This is a genomic window from Chengkuizengella axinellae (assembly GCF_030730905.1).
Lineage (GTDB): Bacteria > Bacillota > Bacilli > Paenibacillales > KCTC-33759 > Chengkuizengella > Chengkuizengella axinellae.
The window spans coordinates 24,724-41,401 of sequence record NZ_JAVAMP010000004.1; the positions used below are offsets into that span (position 1 = coordinate 24,724).

Annotated in this window: 16 protein-coding genes and 1 other RNA gene; 3 read left to right on the forward strand and 14 right to left on the reverse strand. The window is 34.4% G+C overall.

What is annotated here, in order from left to right; translation table 11 throughout:
• The first annotated feature begins 1 nt into the window (after position 1).
• From Q5Y73_RS11050 to Q5Y73_RS11060, 3 genes are all read left to right on the forward strand, one after another.
• Positions 2 to 664, forward strand: coding sequence for a signal peptide protein (locus Q5Y73_RS11050; RefSeq protein WP_305991962.1), 663 nt, complete (start codon positions 2 to 4; stop codon positions 662 to 664).
• The gene (locus Q5Y73_RS11055) at positions 661 to 1,050 is read left to right on the forward strand and encodes a DUF350 domain-containing protein (protein WP_305991963.1); all 390 of its coding nucleotides are present in this window, start codon (positions 661 to 663) and stop codon (positions 1,048 to 1,050) included. The genes Q5Y73_RS11050 and Q5Y73_RS11055 overlap by 4 nt, the downstream gene beginning before the upstream one ends.
• Before the next feature lie 157 nt (positions 1,051 to 1,207).
• On the forward strand, positions 1,208 to 1,717 hold the full coding sequence (locus Q5Y73_RS11060; protein WP_305991964.1) for a DUF4178 domain-containing protein: 510 nt from the start codon (positions 1,208 to 1,210) through the stop codon (positions 1,715 to 1,717).
• Positions 1,718 to 1,815: 98 nt separating this feature from the next.
• Here Q5Y73_RS11060 and Q5Y73_RS11065 read toward each other — a convergent pair whose 3' ends face one another.
• The 14 genes from Q5Y73_RS11065 to pyrG form a co-directional block, all read right to left on the reverse strand.
• Positions 1,816 to 2,523, reverse strand: a complete 708-nt coding sequence (locus tag Q5Y73_RS11065) for a hypothetical protein (protein WP_305991965.1) — start codon at positions 2,521 to 2,523, stop codon at positions 1,816 to 1,818.
• Positions 2,524 to 2,841: 318 nt separating this feature from the next.
• Positions 2,842 to 4,134 carry a hypothetical protein gene (locus Q5Y73_RS11070; RefSeq protein ID WP_305991966.1) on the reverse strand — a complete coding sequence of 431 codons (1,293 nt, stop codon included), beginning with the start codon at positions 4,132 to 4,134 and terminating at the stop codon, positions 2,842 to 2,844.
• A gap of 568 nt (positions 4,135 to 4,702) precedes the next feature.
• Positions 4,703 to 5,302, reverse strand: coding sequence for a recombination mediator RecR (gene recR / locus Q5Y73_RS11075; RefSeq protein WP_305992167.1), 600 nt, complete (start codon positions 5,300 to 5,302; stop codon positions 4,703 to 4,705).
• Between the two features lie 205 nt (positions 5,303 to 5,507).
• Entirely contained in the window at positions 5,508 to 5,819 is a 312-nt protein-coding gene (locus Q5Y73_RS11080) for a YbaB/EbfC family nucleoid-associated protein (RefSeq protein WP_305991967.1), read from the reverse strand.
• Between the two features lie 85 nt (positions 5,820 to 5,904).
• Positions 5,905 to 7,683: a DNA polymerase III subunit gamma/tau gene (gene dnaX, locus Q5Y73_RS11085; protein ID WP_305991968.1), complete on the reverse strand. Its 1,779-nt coding sequence runs from the start codon at positions 7,681 to 7,683 to the stop codon at positions 5,905 to 5,907.
• A gap of 126 nt (positions 7,684 to 7,809) precedes the next feature.
• Positions 7,810 to 9,228: an ATP-binding protein gene (locus Q5Y73_RS11090; RefSeq protein WP_371320192.1), complete on the reverse strand. Its 1,419-nt coding sequence runs from the start codon at positions 9,226 to 9,228 to the stop codon at positions 7,810 to 7,812.
• Positions 9,229 to 9,414: 186 nt separating this feature from the next.
• Positions 9,415 to 9,681: signal recognition particle sRNA large type (gene ffs, locus Q5Y73_RS11095), an RNA gene on the reverse strand.
• A gap of 59 nt (positions 9,682 to 9,740) precedes the next feature.
• The gene (locus Q5Y73_RS11100) at positions 9,741 to 10,136 is read right to left on the reverse strand and encodes a hypothetical protein (protein WP_305991969.1); all 396 of its coding nucleotides are present in this window, start codon (positions 10,134 to 10,136) and stop codon (positions 9,741 to 9,743) included.
• An 81-nt stretch (positions 10,137 to 10,217) separates the two neighbouring features.
• Positions 10,218 to 10,418 carry a 50S ribosomal protein L31 gene (gene rpmE, locus Q5Y73_RS11105; protein ID WP_305991970.1) on the reverse strand — a complete coding sequence of 67 codons (201 nt, stop codon included), beginning with the start codon at positions 10,416 to 10,418 and terminating at the stop codon, positions 10,218 to 10,220.
• Between the two features lie 128 nt (positions 10,419 to 10,546).
• Positions 10,547 to 11,836: a transcription termination factor Rho gene (gene rho / locus Q5Y73_RS11110; RefSeq protein ID WP_305991971.1), complete on the reverse strand. Its 1,290-nt coding sequence runs from the start codon at positions 11,834 to 11,836 to the stop codon at positions 10,547 to 10,549.
• Between the two features lie 116 nt (positions 11,837 to 11,952).
• Entirely contained in the window at positions 11,953 to 13,203 is a 1,251-nt protein-coding gene (gene murA / locus Q5Y73_RS11115; RefSeq protein WP_305991972.1) for a UDP-N-acetylglucosamine 1-carboxyvinyltransferase, read from the reverse strand.
• Between the two features lie 118 nt (positions 13,204 to 13,321).
• Positions 13,322 to 14,176, reverse strand: a complete 855-nt coding sequence (gene fba, locus Q5Y73_RS11120; protein WP_305991973.1) for a class II fructose-1,6-bisphosphate aldolase — start codon at positions 14,174 to 14,176, stop codon at positions 13,322 to 13,324.
• A gap of 259 nt (positions 14,177 to 14,435) precedes the next feature.
• Entirely contained in the window at positions 14,436 to 14,822 is a 387-nt protein-coding gene (locus Q5Y73_RS11125; RefSeq protein ID WP_305991974.1) for a response regulator, read from the reverse strand.
• Between the two features lie 108 nt (positions 14,823 to 14,930).
• Entirely contained in the window at positions 14,931 to 16,529 is a 1,599-nt protein-coding gene (pyrG, locus tag Q5Y73_RS11130; RefSeq protein WP_305991975.1) for a CTP synthase, read from the reverse strand.
• Positions 16,530 to 16,678: the final 149 nt, after the last annotated feature.

Consider the following 16,678-nt stretch of genomic DNA (forward strand, 5'->3'; position numbering starts at 1 on the left):
TTTGAATCGGTTATTACAATTTATCATTTTTGGACTGATTTTATTAATTGCGATAACATTAATAGGAAATTTATTTGATCGTGAACCTTCTGAATTTGAAACTAGTTCAAATTCAGAGTCAGCTACAGTTAGTTCTTCTGCAGTGGAAGAGCAGGAAAGTTCAAATACATTACCCTGGGACTATAGAGTGGAAGAAGGAACTGTTGGGGATCTAATCGGTGGAGACATGACCGTTTTACCTGACAATTTATTATTGCCTAATGATGAAAACTACGCAACAGGTGATAAAATTTGGACCCTTCAGTATATGAATGCTCAAATGAAAGTACTTGATAATGGGAGTAATGAGGTCCTTCTATCATCATGGAAAGGCATTAAATCATATAAATCATTAGAAGAAGCTGAAAAAGATTTAGCAGATCTAAAGGTTCAAATCAAAACAGAGGTAGATCTTGTTGGTGTTTACAAAACAGAATTTGAAGGTGAGTTTAGACAGTTTGCAATCCTTACTTTACCTACAGGTCACGATATTAAACAGCCAATTGATGAAGAAAGATACAATAATCTGAAATCTGAAAAAAAAGTAGAGGTATATTTAGAAGAAGTTCATAGTTATACGAATTATGACATGGCAATGGCCAAATTCCGGGGGTGGGTAGAGTGATAATCATAGATTTATTGATTAGTGTTGTTGTTATTACAGTGCTTCAATTGTTAGGCATGGTCATATTTGGTTTAATTACTCCTTTTAACGATTTAGAAGAATTGAAAAAAGGAAATACAGCCGTAGGTTTAGCATTTGGAGGTAAATTTTTAGGAACTGCTATTATTTTGGGTGTTGCTGCATATACAAATACTTCTATCCTTCATATGGCTTTGTGGTTCTTAGTCGGATATCTTTGTTTATTGTTCACGTATTTTATATTCGACTGGGTTACACCAGGCTTGAAGTTATCTGATCATTTGCAGAAAGGCAATGTTGCCATTGGCGTTTTGCTTGCATTTGTTTATATAGGTATAGGTTTTGCAGTGAGCAGTTTAATTATTTAATGTTTTTAATTGGAGGATGCCTCATCAATAGGCAACCTCCAATTTTAAAATGAACTCGTTTATGCAAAGCTTAAACACTGAGAATTTCAGGTGGAGACTTTATTCCATCTGAAATTCATTCAAAATGATTTATACAAAAGAAAATAGGGTGAAGAAAATGAATCTATTTAAACGGATTTCAAATCTTATGAAAAAGCCAGAACCACCAAAACCAGAGAAAACAATTCATACTGCCCAATCAGGCGACTTTGTTGAAGTTTCATTAGTGATGTATGAGATCATAGGAAAAACGACAAACTTGATGCGAAACGAAGCTATGCTCACATTAAAAGATGGAAAAGACATTCGTTACTTATATACAGAAAAACGAGAAAAACCTACTTTTATCTTATACACAGAGATAGATGGCAGGTTGGATTCTTATCATGAGGTTCCTTCAACCATTACGTTGGAAGATACAAAATATTACTTAGAGGAACAATATAACGGAAGGTCTAGTGTACAAGGAAATACGGCATTTCCTAGTGCAGGTGAGCAATCAGTGTGGTTGTTCCAATCAGATGATCGTAAATATTTGCGTATAGAATGGCAGGATGGAAGATTCATGTTTTATGAAGGCGAGGACGTTCTTAGCGGGGATATTGACTTTCTTCAAGGGAAGGAATAAAGTTATAACTAAATAGGTTGTTCAAACTTCCTAGCCACCAATAAGGGGTCATAGAGTTATTCTGTGATTCCTTTATTTTTGCGGGATGTAAAGAAAAATTAATTAGTTACAGGAATTATTATAAAAATATTATTAGTACCATGAAAACTATTTTCTCCTTCTTTCTCCATGGAATAAAGAGCAAATAGTATTGACTTTTCTTCAACAGAAAATTTTTCTGATTTTATTTCTTTTATTATTTTATCTTTATAAACAAAAAAGGGGCTGTTACTATAGTCATTTTTATTATAAATTTTACCCTCTTCAATAATTGAATTCTCTGGATAAATTACAAATTTATAATAACTATCATTTGATAAATAATTGATTAGTACAGAAAAATCAATTTCATCTAATTTTTTGAATAATTTATATAAATTCAAATTAAGATATTTATCTACTGATGTGTCAGATTTATATGTGACATTGGAACTATATATAGTATTATTTCTTAAAAAGATTTTATACTTTGATATCTGTTTATTTTCTTGAAAATTTATTTCATATTTAAAATGATTTAAATTTAATTTATTATCAAAATTAAAATACAAATCATTGTTCGTTAAATTTACAGGATTGTTTTTGCTAATACCATTTTTACTGGAAAATAATTCCCAAGATAATGCGAACTTTTTTTCTACTAAATTACTATATTCAACTACTTCAATAGAATTTTCAGGCTCATCTGTAAATCTTATTATTATTAAAATTAAAATCAATAAAAGTGACAATACTGATAAGAAATAAAATACCGGCTTATACTTCATTACCTAAATCCTCCTTCCAAATATAAATCTACGATGTCAAAAGACTTTCTTATCTTATAAGAAAAGTAGGAGTAATCCTCCAATCTTAGGTTTTATTTGGTCAATTAACCTATATAAAATTAGTGAATCACTCCCATTTTTATGTTACTTATAAAATTAGTTTATTATAATCTAAAATTGCATTAAAGGCGATATGTATTTCACTTTGAGTATTTTGATTACAAAACACTAAATATTAATTTATCTATTACAATTGTTTTTAATAAAAAAATAGCCGAATAATTAAACAGTGAAATAGGGATAATTTAAATTAATTACTTATTTATATATATTAGTATTATAAGATTTTGTTATAAGCTCATCATCGTGTCCATCAGGTTCATGCCAGTATCCATCATAAAAACGCCCAGAACGTTTATTATATATGGTAACAAAATCATTATTAGTAGATTCACTTTGGACAATTAGTGCCCAATTTTGAGTTGATTCTGCCTCAGCGTAATTACTAAACGCATCATATATAAACTTTACTTGATAAATTTCACTAGTACTAGATGTACCACTAGTACTGATTTCTAAGTCATTATCAGTAACTGTATAACTTGCTCCTATACTAGGGGTATTTCCTGAAGCTCCAATATTGAAAGTGATTTGATCTGAACTAGGTTGGTTTTTGGGTCCATACGAGAAAAGTTCATTATCTTGACTAACATCCGCTTCAGTTTTGATTAATAAATAATCCGAAGAAGCATACTTTGACTCATTTGGTATCATTTGAGTACTAGCTGCCATTGCATAATAGTCATCAGATCCATCATTATAGTGAAACTCTGCTTTCCACTCTGCTACATCACCATAAGATCCATACCATTCATATGAATCCCAACCATCGATTATGTCCCAGTCTGGATCTATTTCAAAATCGTCATAATCTGCCGCAGCTACAGTTGAATACAATATAGATTGTAGCTTATTATTTAGAATACCATTTGCGTTTTCATGTGATACTGGACTAGAAAAGTTTATATCATTTTTTCTATTCCATGCTGAACTCAAAATAGCTTCCAATTTTTCATTATCCAATAATTCTTCACTAAAATAACCTCTACCAATAAAGTATTCATCATTATTATTTTGAGTCACATACTGAAAATCTGGAGTATTCCCGTCAACCTCTTCCTCAATTACTTTACTTGATGGTTTAAATATTGAATGTAATAAATTCACATCCTCAGTTCCTATTATATATATTGAAACACCTGATTCTAATAACTTCTCCAACTTATTTTGGTTGTTTAAAAATTTATTCATTTCTTTACTTTCAATCCAGATTGTTTTTAAATCTTCATTTAAATCAACTTTATCGAGTGAATTAATGTTTTTAATATTTACCAATGAGTTTATTTCCTCTGTGACTTTAATATTACCAATAATATTTATTTTAGGTTTTTGACCATTGTTCTTTATAATATCCAATACTTCAGTTCGAGATTTATTCTTCTCAAAAATCTTTTCTGCATGTGCGAAGCCTCCACTACCTATTACAGGAATAAAAACTAGAGACAATACTAAAATACTAAAAAATAAATTACGTGCTTTTTTTAATAGCATAAAAAATCCTCCTTTTAATTTCCTCCCATTTCACTGTTTAATAATTAACTATTTATATTTAAAATAATAATTTACCAACCCCCTCCTTCTATTTCCAATTACTAACATTCAAACTCAGAATAATTGGCTCTTTCGAATATCCTTTTTAAGAAAGCCTATATCTTAAGTCATTTAGGGAAGATATTCGATCTAATCAATCATCCTAATTTTTCAATTAAAAGTAAAATATTTCTAATAATCAACAGAGTATCATTATTGTTATAAATTGTATATAGACATCACAAATTTGTAAAAATTATAAAATTTATGTCATTTTATTGAATAAAAATAAAGTCAAATAGAATATTTCTGATTCTGTTTGACTTTATTTTCCTTTTTTTGACACAAAAAAATCGCCGCTCAATTACAGAGAATCCGTAAACAAGTGGCGTATGTGTCACAACCTTATTTATTAAATTATGTGTAGATGTTAATGTTTTTTACAGTTATCTGATCATGAATTATGATTTCTTAATGCTTAAGCTTTTGATATAAACGAATTCACTACGTCTACTATCTAGTCTCAACCTCAAAACAGCTCTCTCCTGCCTTCTAGCGCCTTGGACAAGGTTACTTCATCCGCATACTCTAAATCTCCACCAACAGGCAATCCATGCGCTATACGCGTTATCTTAATGCCAAATGGTTTCACTAATCGGGAAAGGTACATTGCAGTTGCTTCACCTTCTATATTAGGGTTGGTTGCTAATATAAGCTCTTTTACACGCTCATCACTTAGTCTCGTTAACAACTCAGCAACCCGTATTTCATCTGGTCCAATCCCCTCCATAGGAGAAATCGCACCATGTAATACATGATAATAACCTTGGAATTCCTTCGTTCGTTCCATTGCAACTAAATCCTTCGGCTCTTGAATGACACAAATGACTGAGGAATCCCTATTTTTGTCACTGCATATTCTACATGGGTCAACATCCGTAATATTGCAGCAAACTGAGCAATAGTGCAGATTTCTTTTTACATTGACTAATGCTTTAGCAAAATCAACAACATCTTCTTCTTCCATACGTATCACATGAAAAGCTAGTCTAGCTGCTGTCTTCGCCCCAATTCCGGGCAGACGAGTAAATGAATCAATCAGTTTAGATACTGGCTCCGGATAATACAAACCATTTAACTCCTTTAATTGGTTTTGAACAGAACCCTTTTTATTGCAGACTAAAAGCGATGCAGGGGAAGGCATTGGTTCATAGTTTGACAACCAATCTGTTCATTTTGCCCATAAATAGAAGAAAAGCTCCTTAATGGAGCCCTTCGGAAAGATAAAAATAAACAATCAAATTAGACTTATATCCCAAAAAAACACTATACTTTTATAACAATCCTGGTGGTAAGCCACCTGCAAATTTACCTAAGTCTTCATTTGCCAGCTCATCTGCTTTGTTCAATCCATCATTCAAAGCTGCAACAACTAGATCTTGCAGCATTTCCACATCGTCTGGATCTATAACTTCTGGTTTAATCACTACATCTGTTACTTTTTTATCTCCAGTCACTGTAACTGTAACCACACCGCCACCAGCTGTTCCTTCTACTGTTTTTTCTTTAAGCTCCTCTTGTGCTTTCATCATTTGTGACTGCATTTTTTTTACTTGTTTCATCATTTGATTCATATTGTTTCTCATTGTATAACTTCCTTTCGATATAGTTCATTCTATAGTATTGATTTATTTCTATCGTATGTTTAAACCATGTTTATTTGTTCATTTTTTATTCATCTTCTATTTGTACCAAGTCACTGCCAAACAATTGAACAGCTTCATCCACCCAATCCTTCTGCTTTTGCTCACTTTCTTCATGATCAGGCACTAATTCTAAACTTTCTGGCTGCTCCGCTTTTGCATTAGCTTGAGTTTCGATAGAACCCAATTCATTCCAATCTTTTTGCATTACAGTTTTAAGTTGGATGGGTTCATTATATACCTCATGAATCACTTCTTCAATCATTTGTTTATTCGTCACTTTCTCTGTTGTTTCTCTATGGATTGTATTTTTAAAAGCAACCAATACGGTATTGTTTTTTACAGAAACAGGTTCACCATCAACTAACCATGCATGTACCGTAATTTTCTTCGACTTTACTTTATTTAAAACCTGACTCCATTTTAAAAGTATTCGTTTAAGTGCATCCTCTTCTTTATCTTTTATAAAACCAAGCAACTGTTCCTTTGATTGTGGATTCAATGTCGCTAATGATTGTCTAGGACTTGTCTTTTTTGACTCAAATGATGGTGTTGGTTTCTCTGCAACTGCACCAGATTTCATCCATTTTGCAATCTGTTTTTCCAAATCGTCAACCTTTTGACTTAACGCTAAAATCGTTGACTGGTTAGCATTTGCATGTCCTTTAACTTCTTTTTGGTTTACAGAGGGTTGCTGGATCTGAACTACATTTTGCTTCTCGACATCTAAGGTACATATCTTCATCAAAGCAATTTCTAATAGAGTTTGTGGATTGGAAGCATATTTCATTTCTACTTGGTATTGATTTAATGTATCTATAATATTAAAAATTTCTTCATTTTCATATACTTGAACAAGCTGCGAATAGCTAGATACATCTAACACACGATCCGTCACATCTTGCGCATGATTTACCATCTTTATGACCAATAAATCTCTGTAGTAATAAATTAAGCTCTCCAAACATTTGTCAGCGTTTTTTCCTTCTTGCATCAAATGATGGGTTAGTTCGAGTATTTCACTAACATTTTGTTGTTTTACGGCCTCAGCTAACTTTAAAAAATGACTAGATTCAATACCCCCTGTTGCTTCAATAACGATTTCATAGTTGATATGATCACTTGAGAAAGAAACAATTTGATCCAATAAACTCAGTGCGTCTCTCATTCCACCGTCAGATAATCGTGCAATATATTGAAGTGCATCATCATCTATTGATATATCTTCCTGTTCACATATCAGCTTCATTCTCTTTTCTTGTTCTTCTAAAGCAACTCTACGAAAATCAAATCTTTGACATCTTGATATGATGGTTGCTGGTATTCTATGAGGTTCGGTCGTCGCCAAAATGAAGATCACATGAGCTGGAGGCTCCTCCAACGTTTTTAAAAGGGCGTTGAAAGCTTCTGTCGTAAGCATATGAACTTCATCAATAATATATACTTTATACCGTACTTCTGTAGGAGCATATTTCACTTTATCACGAATATCTCGGATTTCTTCAACACCTCTATTGGATGCGGCATCGATTTCCATCACATCCATAACTGCCCCTTCACTGATTCGTTTACAGGCAGTACATTGATTGCAAGGCTCTTCACTTGGTCCTAACTCACAATTTAAGGCTTTAGCTAATATTTTAGCTGTACTTGTTTTCCCCGTTCCTCGTGGTCCGCTAAACAAATAAGCATGCGTATAGCGATTTTCTCTTAAAGAATTTTGCAGCGTTTGTACGATATGTTTTTGTCCTACGACTTCCTTGAACGTTTGTGATCTCCATTTACGATATAAGGCAATATGACTCATTATTTTCTCCGAGTGATTTAGATTTTTTCTGATTCCTACACTTTATCTCATTATACTATATATGCCTATAGAAGAAAAACCACTCTTAAAAGAACAAACAAGAGTGGTTTACATTTATAATTAAATTTACCCAGCCGGAAGGGGCATGCTAATAATAAAGGTGGTGCCGAAGCCTTTAGAAGAAACTCGTATTGTTCCACCAATATCATGAATAATTCTTTGACATACAGATAAACCTAAACCCGTTCCTTCTTGTTTTGTTGTAAAAAAAGGATCGAATATTTTATCCACTAAAAATGAAGGGATTCCAGGACCTGTATCATGAATTTCAATGCTGACTTGTTTATTTTTTTCATCTATTTTTTCGGTAATGCTTAATGTTCCCCCATCAACCATCGCTTCTATTCCATTTTTACAAATGTTCAAACAAACCTGCTTAATTAACTCTTTATTTGCTAGAATAAATGGAAGGTCATTTGCTGGGTGATAGTGAACCTCCACATCATGTAAGATCGCTTCATTATGTATTATTGGTTTAATCTCTTGCATCACTTTAGTTAAATCTACTTGTTCAAAAACAAAGTCCCGTGGTTTGCTTAACAAAAGAAATTCGCTGACTAAACCGTTAATTCTGTCTATTTCAGTTAACATGATATTCGTAAATTCAAATTCTTGGTTCATTTCATTTTCTTTAAGCGATTTTTTAATCACTTGTAAAAAACCTTTAATAGAGGTGAGCGGATTCCTTATTTCATGAGCTGTGCCTGCCGCGATTTGACCTATCATAGCCAAACGATCACTTCTCTGCACTTGCTCTTCTAGAGATCTTAGATTAGAAACATCTTTTAATATAATGTAAGCTCCCACAGTATCTCCGCTACTGTTCTTTAAAGTATTTGAATCCATAAGCAATTCATATCTTTGGGTTTCATTGATCAAAGATACTGCATGATTCTTCGTTACCATCCCTTCAAGTATGGTGCGCTGCACCAGCTGATACTCTCTTGGGACAGATTTGAAAATCTCATCTAATGATTTGTCGATGACCTCTTCCTTTTCCATGCCAAATATCGTACATGCCATATCACTAATATCGATCAGTTTAAAATCTGTATTAATTAGCAATACACCAAGATTGACATCCTTCATAAAAGTGCCAGAAAAGTGCTGTATTAAATTTACATGATGCAAGTCATATAACATAAATAAATAGCCTTGATTCTTATCATCATGCGTTTGTAATGATAATACTGAAAATGTCGATTCAATAGAGGTTTTATTTTTTGTATTAACCGTAAGTTTCTTGTTATTTTGCAGCGTTTGCGACAATTCATTTAAAGATTCAGTGAAATGAATAATGTTGCGAATTTTAATGCTGTTAAGTTCTTCAATATTACCAAAACCAGTAGCCGATAGAAATACAGAATTACAAAACGTAACCTCTTCTTTCTCATTTATAATCAAGATGGATGTACCTTTCACTTCAAGGGAGTTAAGTAGTTTTTCTATCGTATATGGGAACTTTAACGTAACTGGGGTAGACAAATACTTCAACCTCCCATTCCAACAAATTCCAAAGTATATCATTAGTTAATTCTACCTTAGTATAGAAAATTCCTCCTTATTCTTAAAAAAACCTCACATGGTAACATAATCCAATCTTGTGAAAAGTACTAGAAAACAAAAAAACCACCATTAGGTGATTTTTGCTTAAAGTTTTATGATGTTTTACCGCGCACCTGTTATTGATAATTGCGACATAACCGCTACTTTTATCGTTAGCTCAGGTCAGGCAACCCCTCGGCACATGGAACATCCTACTTACGGCTGCTTTCTTCCGAACCTGACCGGATTCGCAGGCATCCATTGCGAAGGACCTGACCGTCAACACTACGTGTAAAAGGCTGACATTACATCAACAATACCTCTAACAGGAATTCAACCCCGCTATAGCGGATTGCGGGTTACAGGGCACCGCTACCTCCCCGTCTAGCGCGGCAAGATTAAGTATATCTGATTCTGAAGAAAATATCAAGCATCAAGAAAGCATTACCAACTTAACCAGATTTATTACTGCGCACTGTTATGTTATATCTTGGAAGTTGTTTGAATGTAGCTTCATAAACAGATTTTTTTATTTTCTTTACTGCTTCATTGGATGAATCCTTCGGTACTTGAACTGTAATCAACATATTTTCACCATCTGTAATTGTGACCGTAGTACCCAACACACCCTTTATATCTTTTAAAGATTGCTGAACTAACTCTGTATCTTTTCTATAGTTATGAAAAGAAGGATTTGTTGGCAAATTCGGCATTGATTTTGTAAGTCCTAAATATCCATCGTTTTCATATTTCTCCATCTTAACATTGTTATTCTCTACTTGATTGCAACCTGTAAATACACTGAATGCGAATACTGCTATGATGAAAAGAAAGCATTTTTTCCACATAAAAAAACCTCCCTTAGTCATTATCATAACCAAAGAAGGTTTCTATATGCTGTAAAGATTAAACACTAATTTATACTGCTATTATTTCATGCCATATTTTTTCTTGAAACGATCTACACGTCCACCAGCATCAACAAACTTCTGTTTACCAGTGAAGAATGGATGACAGTTAGAGCAAATCTCAACACGAAGATTTTCTTTTACAGAACCTGCTTCGAAAGAGTTTCCACAAGCACAAGTTACTGTAGTTAATTCGTATTTAGGATGAATTGCTTCTTTCATTATGATTACCCCTCTTTCCGCCCTGAATATTTTGCAATCCAGAGTTAAATTGACACATACAAGATCATAACACGTTCATTCAAATGTTGCAACTCTATTATGAACAACCTTACTAATTAAAGGACTTCTTAAGATTTTGGTGTTGCATTCACTTTTCTTTTTGTATTTGAAGAAACAGGCTTCACTAAAGTGGATAAAAATTCTTGATTGGTTTTTGAATTTGCCATTCTTTTCAAGAATGCATCTGTGAAATCTGGGGCATCGTTCATATTTTTACGAAGCAACCATATTTTATCCAATTCTTCTTTTGGTACCAATAATTCCTCACGTCTTGTACCAGACCTACGAATATCGATCGCTGGGAAAATACGGCGTTCTGCCAGTTTTCGATCAAGATGAAGCTCCATATTCCCAGTACCTTTAAACTCTTCATAAATAACATCGTCCATTCGAGAGCCAGTATCAACAAGCGCAGTAGCCAGAATAGTAAGACTCCCGCCCTCTTCGACATTTCTTGCTGCACCAAAAAACCTCTTAGGTCTATGGAATGCTGCAGGATCAATCCCTCCAGATAAAGTACGACCTGAAGGAGGAATAACTAAGTTATATGCTCTCGCTAAACGAGTAATGCTATCCATTAGAATAACAACGTTTTTTTTGTGCTCTACCAATCTAAGTGCACGCTCTAAAACTAGTTCCGCAACTTTGATATGATTTTCTGGCAGTTCATCAAATGTAGAAGCTACCACCTCACCTTTTACTGAGCGCTGCATATCCGTTACCTCTTCTGGACGTTCGTCAACAAGCAATACGAATAATTCCATATCTGGACGATTTGTTGAGATACTATTGGCAATCTGCTTCAATAGCAACGTCTTCCCTGCCTTTGGAGGTGCAACGATCAGTCCTCTTTGACCTAACCCAACTGGAGATAACAAATCTATAATCCGAGTAGAAAGGTGAGTAGGGGTTGTTTCAAGAATGATTTTTTCTTGTGGAAATAGTGGAGTAAGTGCTGGAAAGTGAAGTCTTTCACTAGCTTTATCTGGATCTTCACCATTCACTGCTTCTACCTGCAGCAAACCAAAATATCTTTCATTATCTTTTGGAGGTCTACACTTACCAGAGACTAAATCACCAGTTCGCAAATCAAACTTACGAATCTGTGATGCAGATATGTAGATGTCTTCTTTACTTGGCAAGTAATTGATAGGTCGAAGAAAACCGTATCCCTCAGGTAAGACTTCCAAGACCCCCTGCATGAACATTAGTCCACCTTGTTCTGCTTGTGCACGTAAGATCGAAAATATGAGTTCTTTTTTTTTCATTTGACTATAATATTGGATTTGGAACTTCTTAGCTAAGGTATACAGGTCGTTCAACTTCAATTTTTCTAATTCTGCTAAATTCATGTCCATATAAGTACCACCACATTCTAAAATTATTAAAGCTACTGTTTCTTTACTATTATTCAAAAAACATAGTTTACTGAACTACATATTGTTTCCTTTTTTAATTAAATTTATACAACCGATTATGACTCGCGCCATACGTCTGCGCCTAATTGCTTCAAATTATCAACGAGGTTATCATACCCTCTGTCTATATATTCTACACCCGTAATTTCTGTACGCCCTGTTTTAACCGTAAGTCCTGCAATTACGAGAGACGCACCAGCTCTTAAATCCGTTGCTTTCACTTTGGCAGATTGTAAATCTGATTGCTCTATAACTGCGGAACGATCCTCAAGTTTAATTTTTGCTCCCATACGAATTAATTCTGGGATATGTTTAAAGCGACTGTTAAACACATAATCGGTTAATACACTTACACCATTAGCTTGGGTCAATAAGGTTGTCATAGGGGATTGCAAGTCTGTAGCAAACCCAGGATATACTAGAGCCTTAACATCTATACTATTATAAGAAGGTTTCCCAATCACTCTAATCCCTTCGTCTAACTCGTGGATCTCAACACCCATTTCTTCCAGTTTTGCTGTCAAAGCTTCCATATGTTTTGGGATGATATTATCAACAAGAACATCCCCTTTTGTAGCTGCTGCTGCAATCATATATGTGCCTGCTTGAATACGGTCTGGAATAATGGAATGACGACACCCTTTCAATTCCTCTACACCTTCAATGCGTATAGTGCCTGTTCCAGCCCCTTTAATTTTAGCACCCATTGCATTGAGTAAAGTAGCTACATCAATAATCTCAGGTTCTTTTGCCGCATTTTCTATTATAGTGGTTCCTTTTGCACGGGCTGCTGCCAACATAATATTAATGGTTGCACCATGACTTACTACGTCAAGATAAATCTTATTCCCAACTAATTGTTTTGCTTTTATATGAATGGAACCGTGTTCATTTCTAACCTCTGCACCAAGAGCCTCAAATCCTTTAATATGTTGATCAATAGGGCGAGGTTCAAAATCACAGCCACCTGGCAACCCAATCACTGCTTCACCAAATTTTCCAAGCAAAGCGCCCATTAAATAATAAGATGCACGCAATTGTTTAACGTTATCATCAATCATTTCAATAGATTGTAGAGATGAAGGGTCAATGACCATTTGATCCTCTGAGAAATTAACACGAGCACCTAAGTCTTCTAAAATACTTTTATAAGTTGTAATATCTCTTAACACAGGCATATTATCTAAAACAACAGTAGAATCAGCCATCAAAGCAGTAGGTATGAGAGCAACTGCACTGTTTTTAGCTCCACTGATACGAATAGTCCCTTTAAGTGGTTTGCCACCTGTAACGATCAGTTTTTCCATAGTTATGTATATCCCTCCAACAATCTAAAAAAACGCTAGTTAAATTTTGTAATGCGAACAATTTAGGAAAGGGAAAGTCACCTAACAGGTGAGTTCCCCCTTCTTAAAACATGTATAATTAAGCTTGGTTGTTGCTTCCAAACAATCTAATTTTGGATTTTACAACTTCAACCATTGCTTCTTTACCTGGACCTAAGTATTTTCTTGGATCATAAACACTATCGTTGCTGCTTAATACATTTCTAATTGCATTCGTAAGTGCAACTTGATTTTCAGTGTTAACGTTTATTTTACCAGCACCTGCTTGGATCGCTTTTTTAATCATTTCGTCTGGTACACCAGAGCCACCGTGTAATACAACTGGAACTGGGATATTTTTCGTCACTTCTTCAATAATGTCAAATTTAATATCAGGTTCACCACTGTACATTCCGTGAGCAGTACCCACAGCAATAGCTAAGCAGTCTACACCCGTTTCTTCGTAGAAACGAATCGCTTCATCTGGTTTTGCTAAACTAGCATCAGCCTCATCAACACTAATGTCATCTTCAACTCCACCAATTGTGCCTAGCTCACCTTCAACAGAAACTCCCATAGCATGTGCAGTTTTTACTACTTCTTTTGTTAGACGAACATTTTCTTCATAAGAATAATGAGATCCATCAAACATTACGGATGAAAAACCAGCACGAATACACTTCATAGCTACATCAAAGCTGCTGCCGTGATCTAAATGAAGTGCGATAGGTAATCCTGATTGTTTAGCTGCTGCTTCAGCCATAGCAACTGTGAATTCAATCCCCATATATTTAAGAGCACCTTCACTTACTCCGAAAATAAATGGAGAGTTTTCTTCCATTGCTGCTTGAACAATTGCTTGAGAAAACTCAAGGTTATTCATGTTAAACTGTCCTACTGCAAATTTTTTCTCTTTAGCTGCAGGTAAAAATTCATTCATTGATACTAATGGCATGGTTTCGAGCCTCCTATTTTTTTGAAAATCAATTAAACAACCGTAAGTCATTCTGCACTATTATAGCATTTAAAGGTACAAAAAGTGAAGTGAGCAATTTCACACACTAGAAGATTAAGATGATGAGAGCAAACCGCTTTTACTTAAACAAAAGCTCTTCGAGGTAGTATATTTCTAGCAGACTAAGAAACAAAAATCCTATAGTTTCTTTATTATGTGGTTAACTAAAATTCTTATGTTATGAAAAAAAAGATCCTTTTCAGGATCCTGTTGCACTATGATCGTCTCCGATTACATCATTCACAACCGCACGAATTTCATCAATATCAAACGGTTTGGAAAAATGCCTCATAGCTCCTGCTTCCTTTGCTTCTTTTATCATATCAAGCTCACCGTAAGCAGTCATCATGATCACTTTAATAGAGGCATTTATTTCTTTAATATGCTTTAATATTTCTAAACCATCCATTCCTGGAATTTTCATATCCAGCAATACAAGATCTGGAGGATCATTATTAACATGCTTTAACGCCTGCTGACCATTTGCAGCCGTCAGCGTGTAAAACCCATCCATCTTAAACACTTCTTCTAACAACACTCTAATTCCGTGTTGATCATCTACTATCAATAACTTCCCTTTTTCCAAACGGCTTACCTCCCCGAGCAACACAAATCCCTTTTATGGTAAATATTTATTTCTATGCACAGTCCTTAAATTCCTGCTTAATTTACCATAAAGTTGAAAAAAATCCAATTAAATTTGATTCAAAGCCGCTTTTACAAATCCTGTAAACATTTTTTGTGGTCGGTTTGGTCTTGATGTAAATTCAGGGTGAAACTGTGATGCTAAAAACCAAGGATGATCTGGAATTTCAATCATTTCAACAAGACGCCCATCTGGTGAAGTTCCAGAAACTTTTAACCCTGCATTTTCTAACATTTCTCTATAATCATTATTAAATTCATAACGATGACGATGTCTTTCACTAATTAAATCTGTTCCGTAACTCTCATATGCTAAAGTATCTTTTCCTAATTTACAAGGATAAGAACCTAATCTCATTGTTCCACCTAAATCTTCAATATCCTTTTGCTCTGGCAATAAATCAATCACTGGATAAGGTGTGTCAGGATTGATTTCAGAACTATTCGCACTTTGTAATCCTGCAACAGAACGAGCAAATTCGATCACTGCTACCTGCATGCCTAAACAAATACCGAAGAAAGGAACTTTGTTTTCCCGAGCATATTTAATCGCACTTACTTTACCTTCAATTCCACGATCTCCAAATCCACCTGGAACTAATATGCCGTTTACTCCGCTAAGAAGATCCTGTACATTTTCATCATTGACTTCTTCAGCATTAACCCAACGTATATTAACTTCAGCTTGATGCTCAAAACCTGCATGGCTTAAAGATTCCACAATGCTTAAATAAGCATCATGCAATGCAACATACTTACCTACAATTGCAATTTCAGTTTTATGTTTTAATTGCTTTACTTTGTTAAGTAAATGATTCCATTCCGTCATATCTGGGGATGGTGCTTCTAGCTTCAAATGATTAACAACGATATCATCCATATGTTGATCAAGCAGCATCAAAGGGATTTCGTACAATGTATCCGCATCTCGTGCTTCTATCACTGCATTTGGGTCAATATCACAAAACAGTGCCAGCTTATTTCTCATATCTTCTGATAATTCTTGTTCTGTTCGACAAACAATAACATGAGGTTGAATCCCTAAACTTCTCAATTCTTTCACACTGTGCTGTGTTGGTTTTGTTTTTAATTCACCAGCAGCATTTAAATAAGGAATCAACGTTACGTGAATATACATCACGTTATCTCTTCCGATATCACTTTTAATTTGTCGAATAGCCTCTAAAAACGGCAAACTTTCAATATCACCAACGGTTCCACCTATCTCAGTTATTACTACGTCAGCGCCAGATTCTCTGCCTGCACGAAAAACACGTTCTTTGATCTCATTAGTAATATGTGGGATAACTTGAACTGTTCCTCCTAAGTATTCACCTTTTCTTTCCTTGGTAATCACTGAAGAATAAATTTTTCCTGTTGTAACATTACTATTTTGTGTCAAGTTAATATCAATAAAACGCTCATAATGCCCAAGATCCAAATCCGTTTCTGCACCATCATCTGTAACGAATACTTCCCCATGTTGGTAAGGACTCATTGTTCCAGGGTCTACATTAATATAAGGATCAAATTTTTGGATCATTACTTGTAAACCTCTGTTTTTTAACAATCTACCCAAAGAAGCAGCAGTGATTCCCTTACCTAAGGAAGACACCACTCCTCCAGTTACAAATATATACTTAGTCACTGTGCCTTACCTCCTATAAATTTTAACAAAAAAATAAAGTGACTCTTCAATCAAAGAGGCACTTTTATTATTATTTATACTTTAATTATTTAAAAAAATCTTTAGCCCTTGCAATAGTTTACTCTGTACATAGATGGATGTCAAGAGAC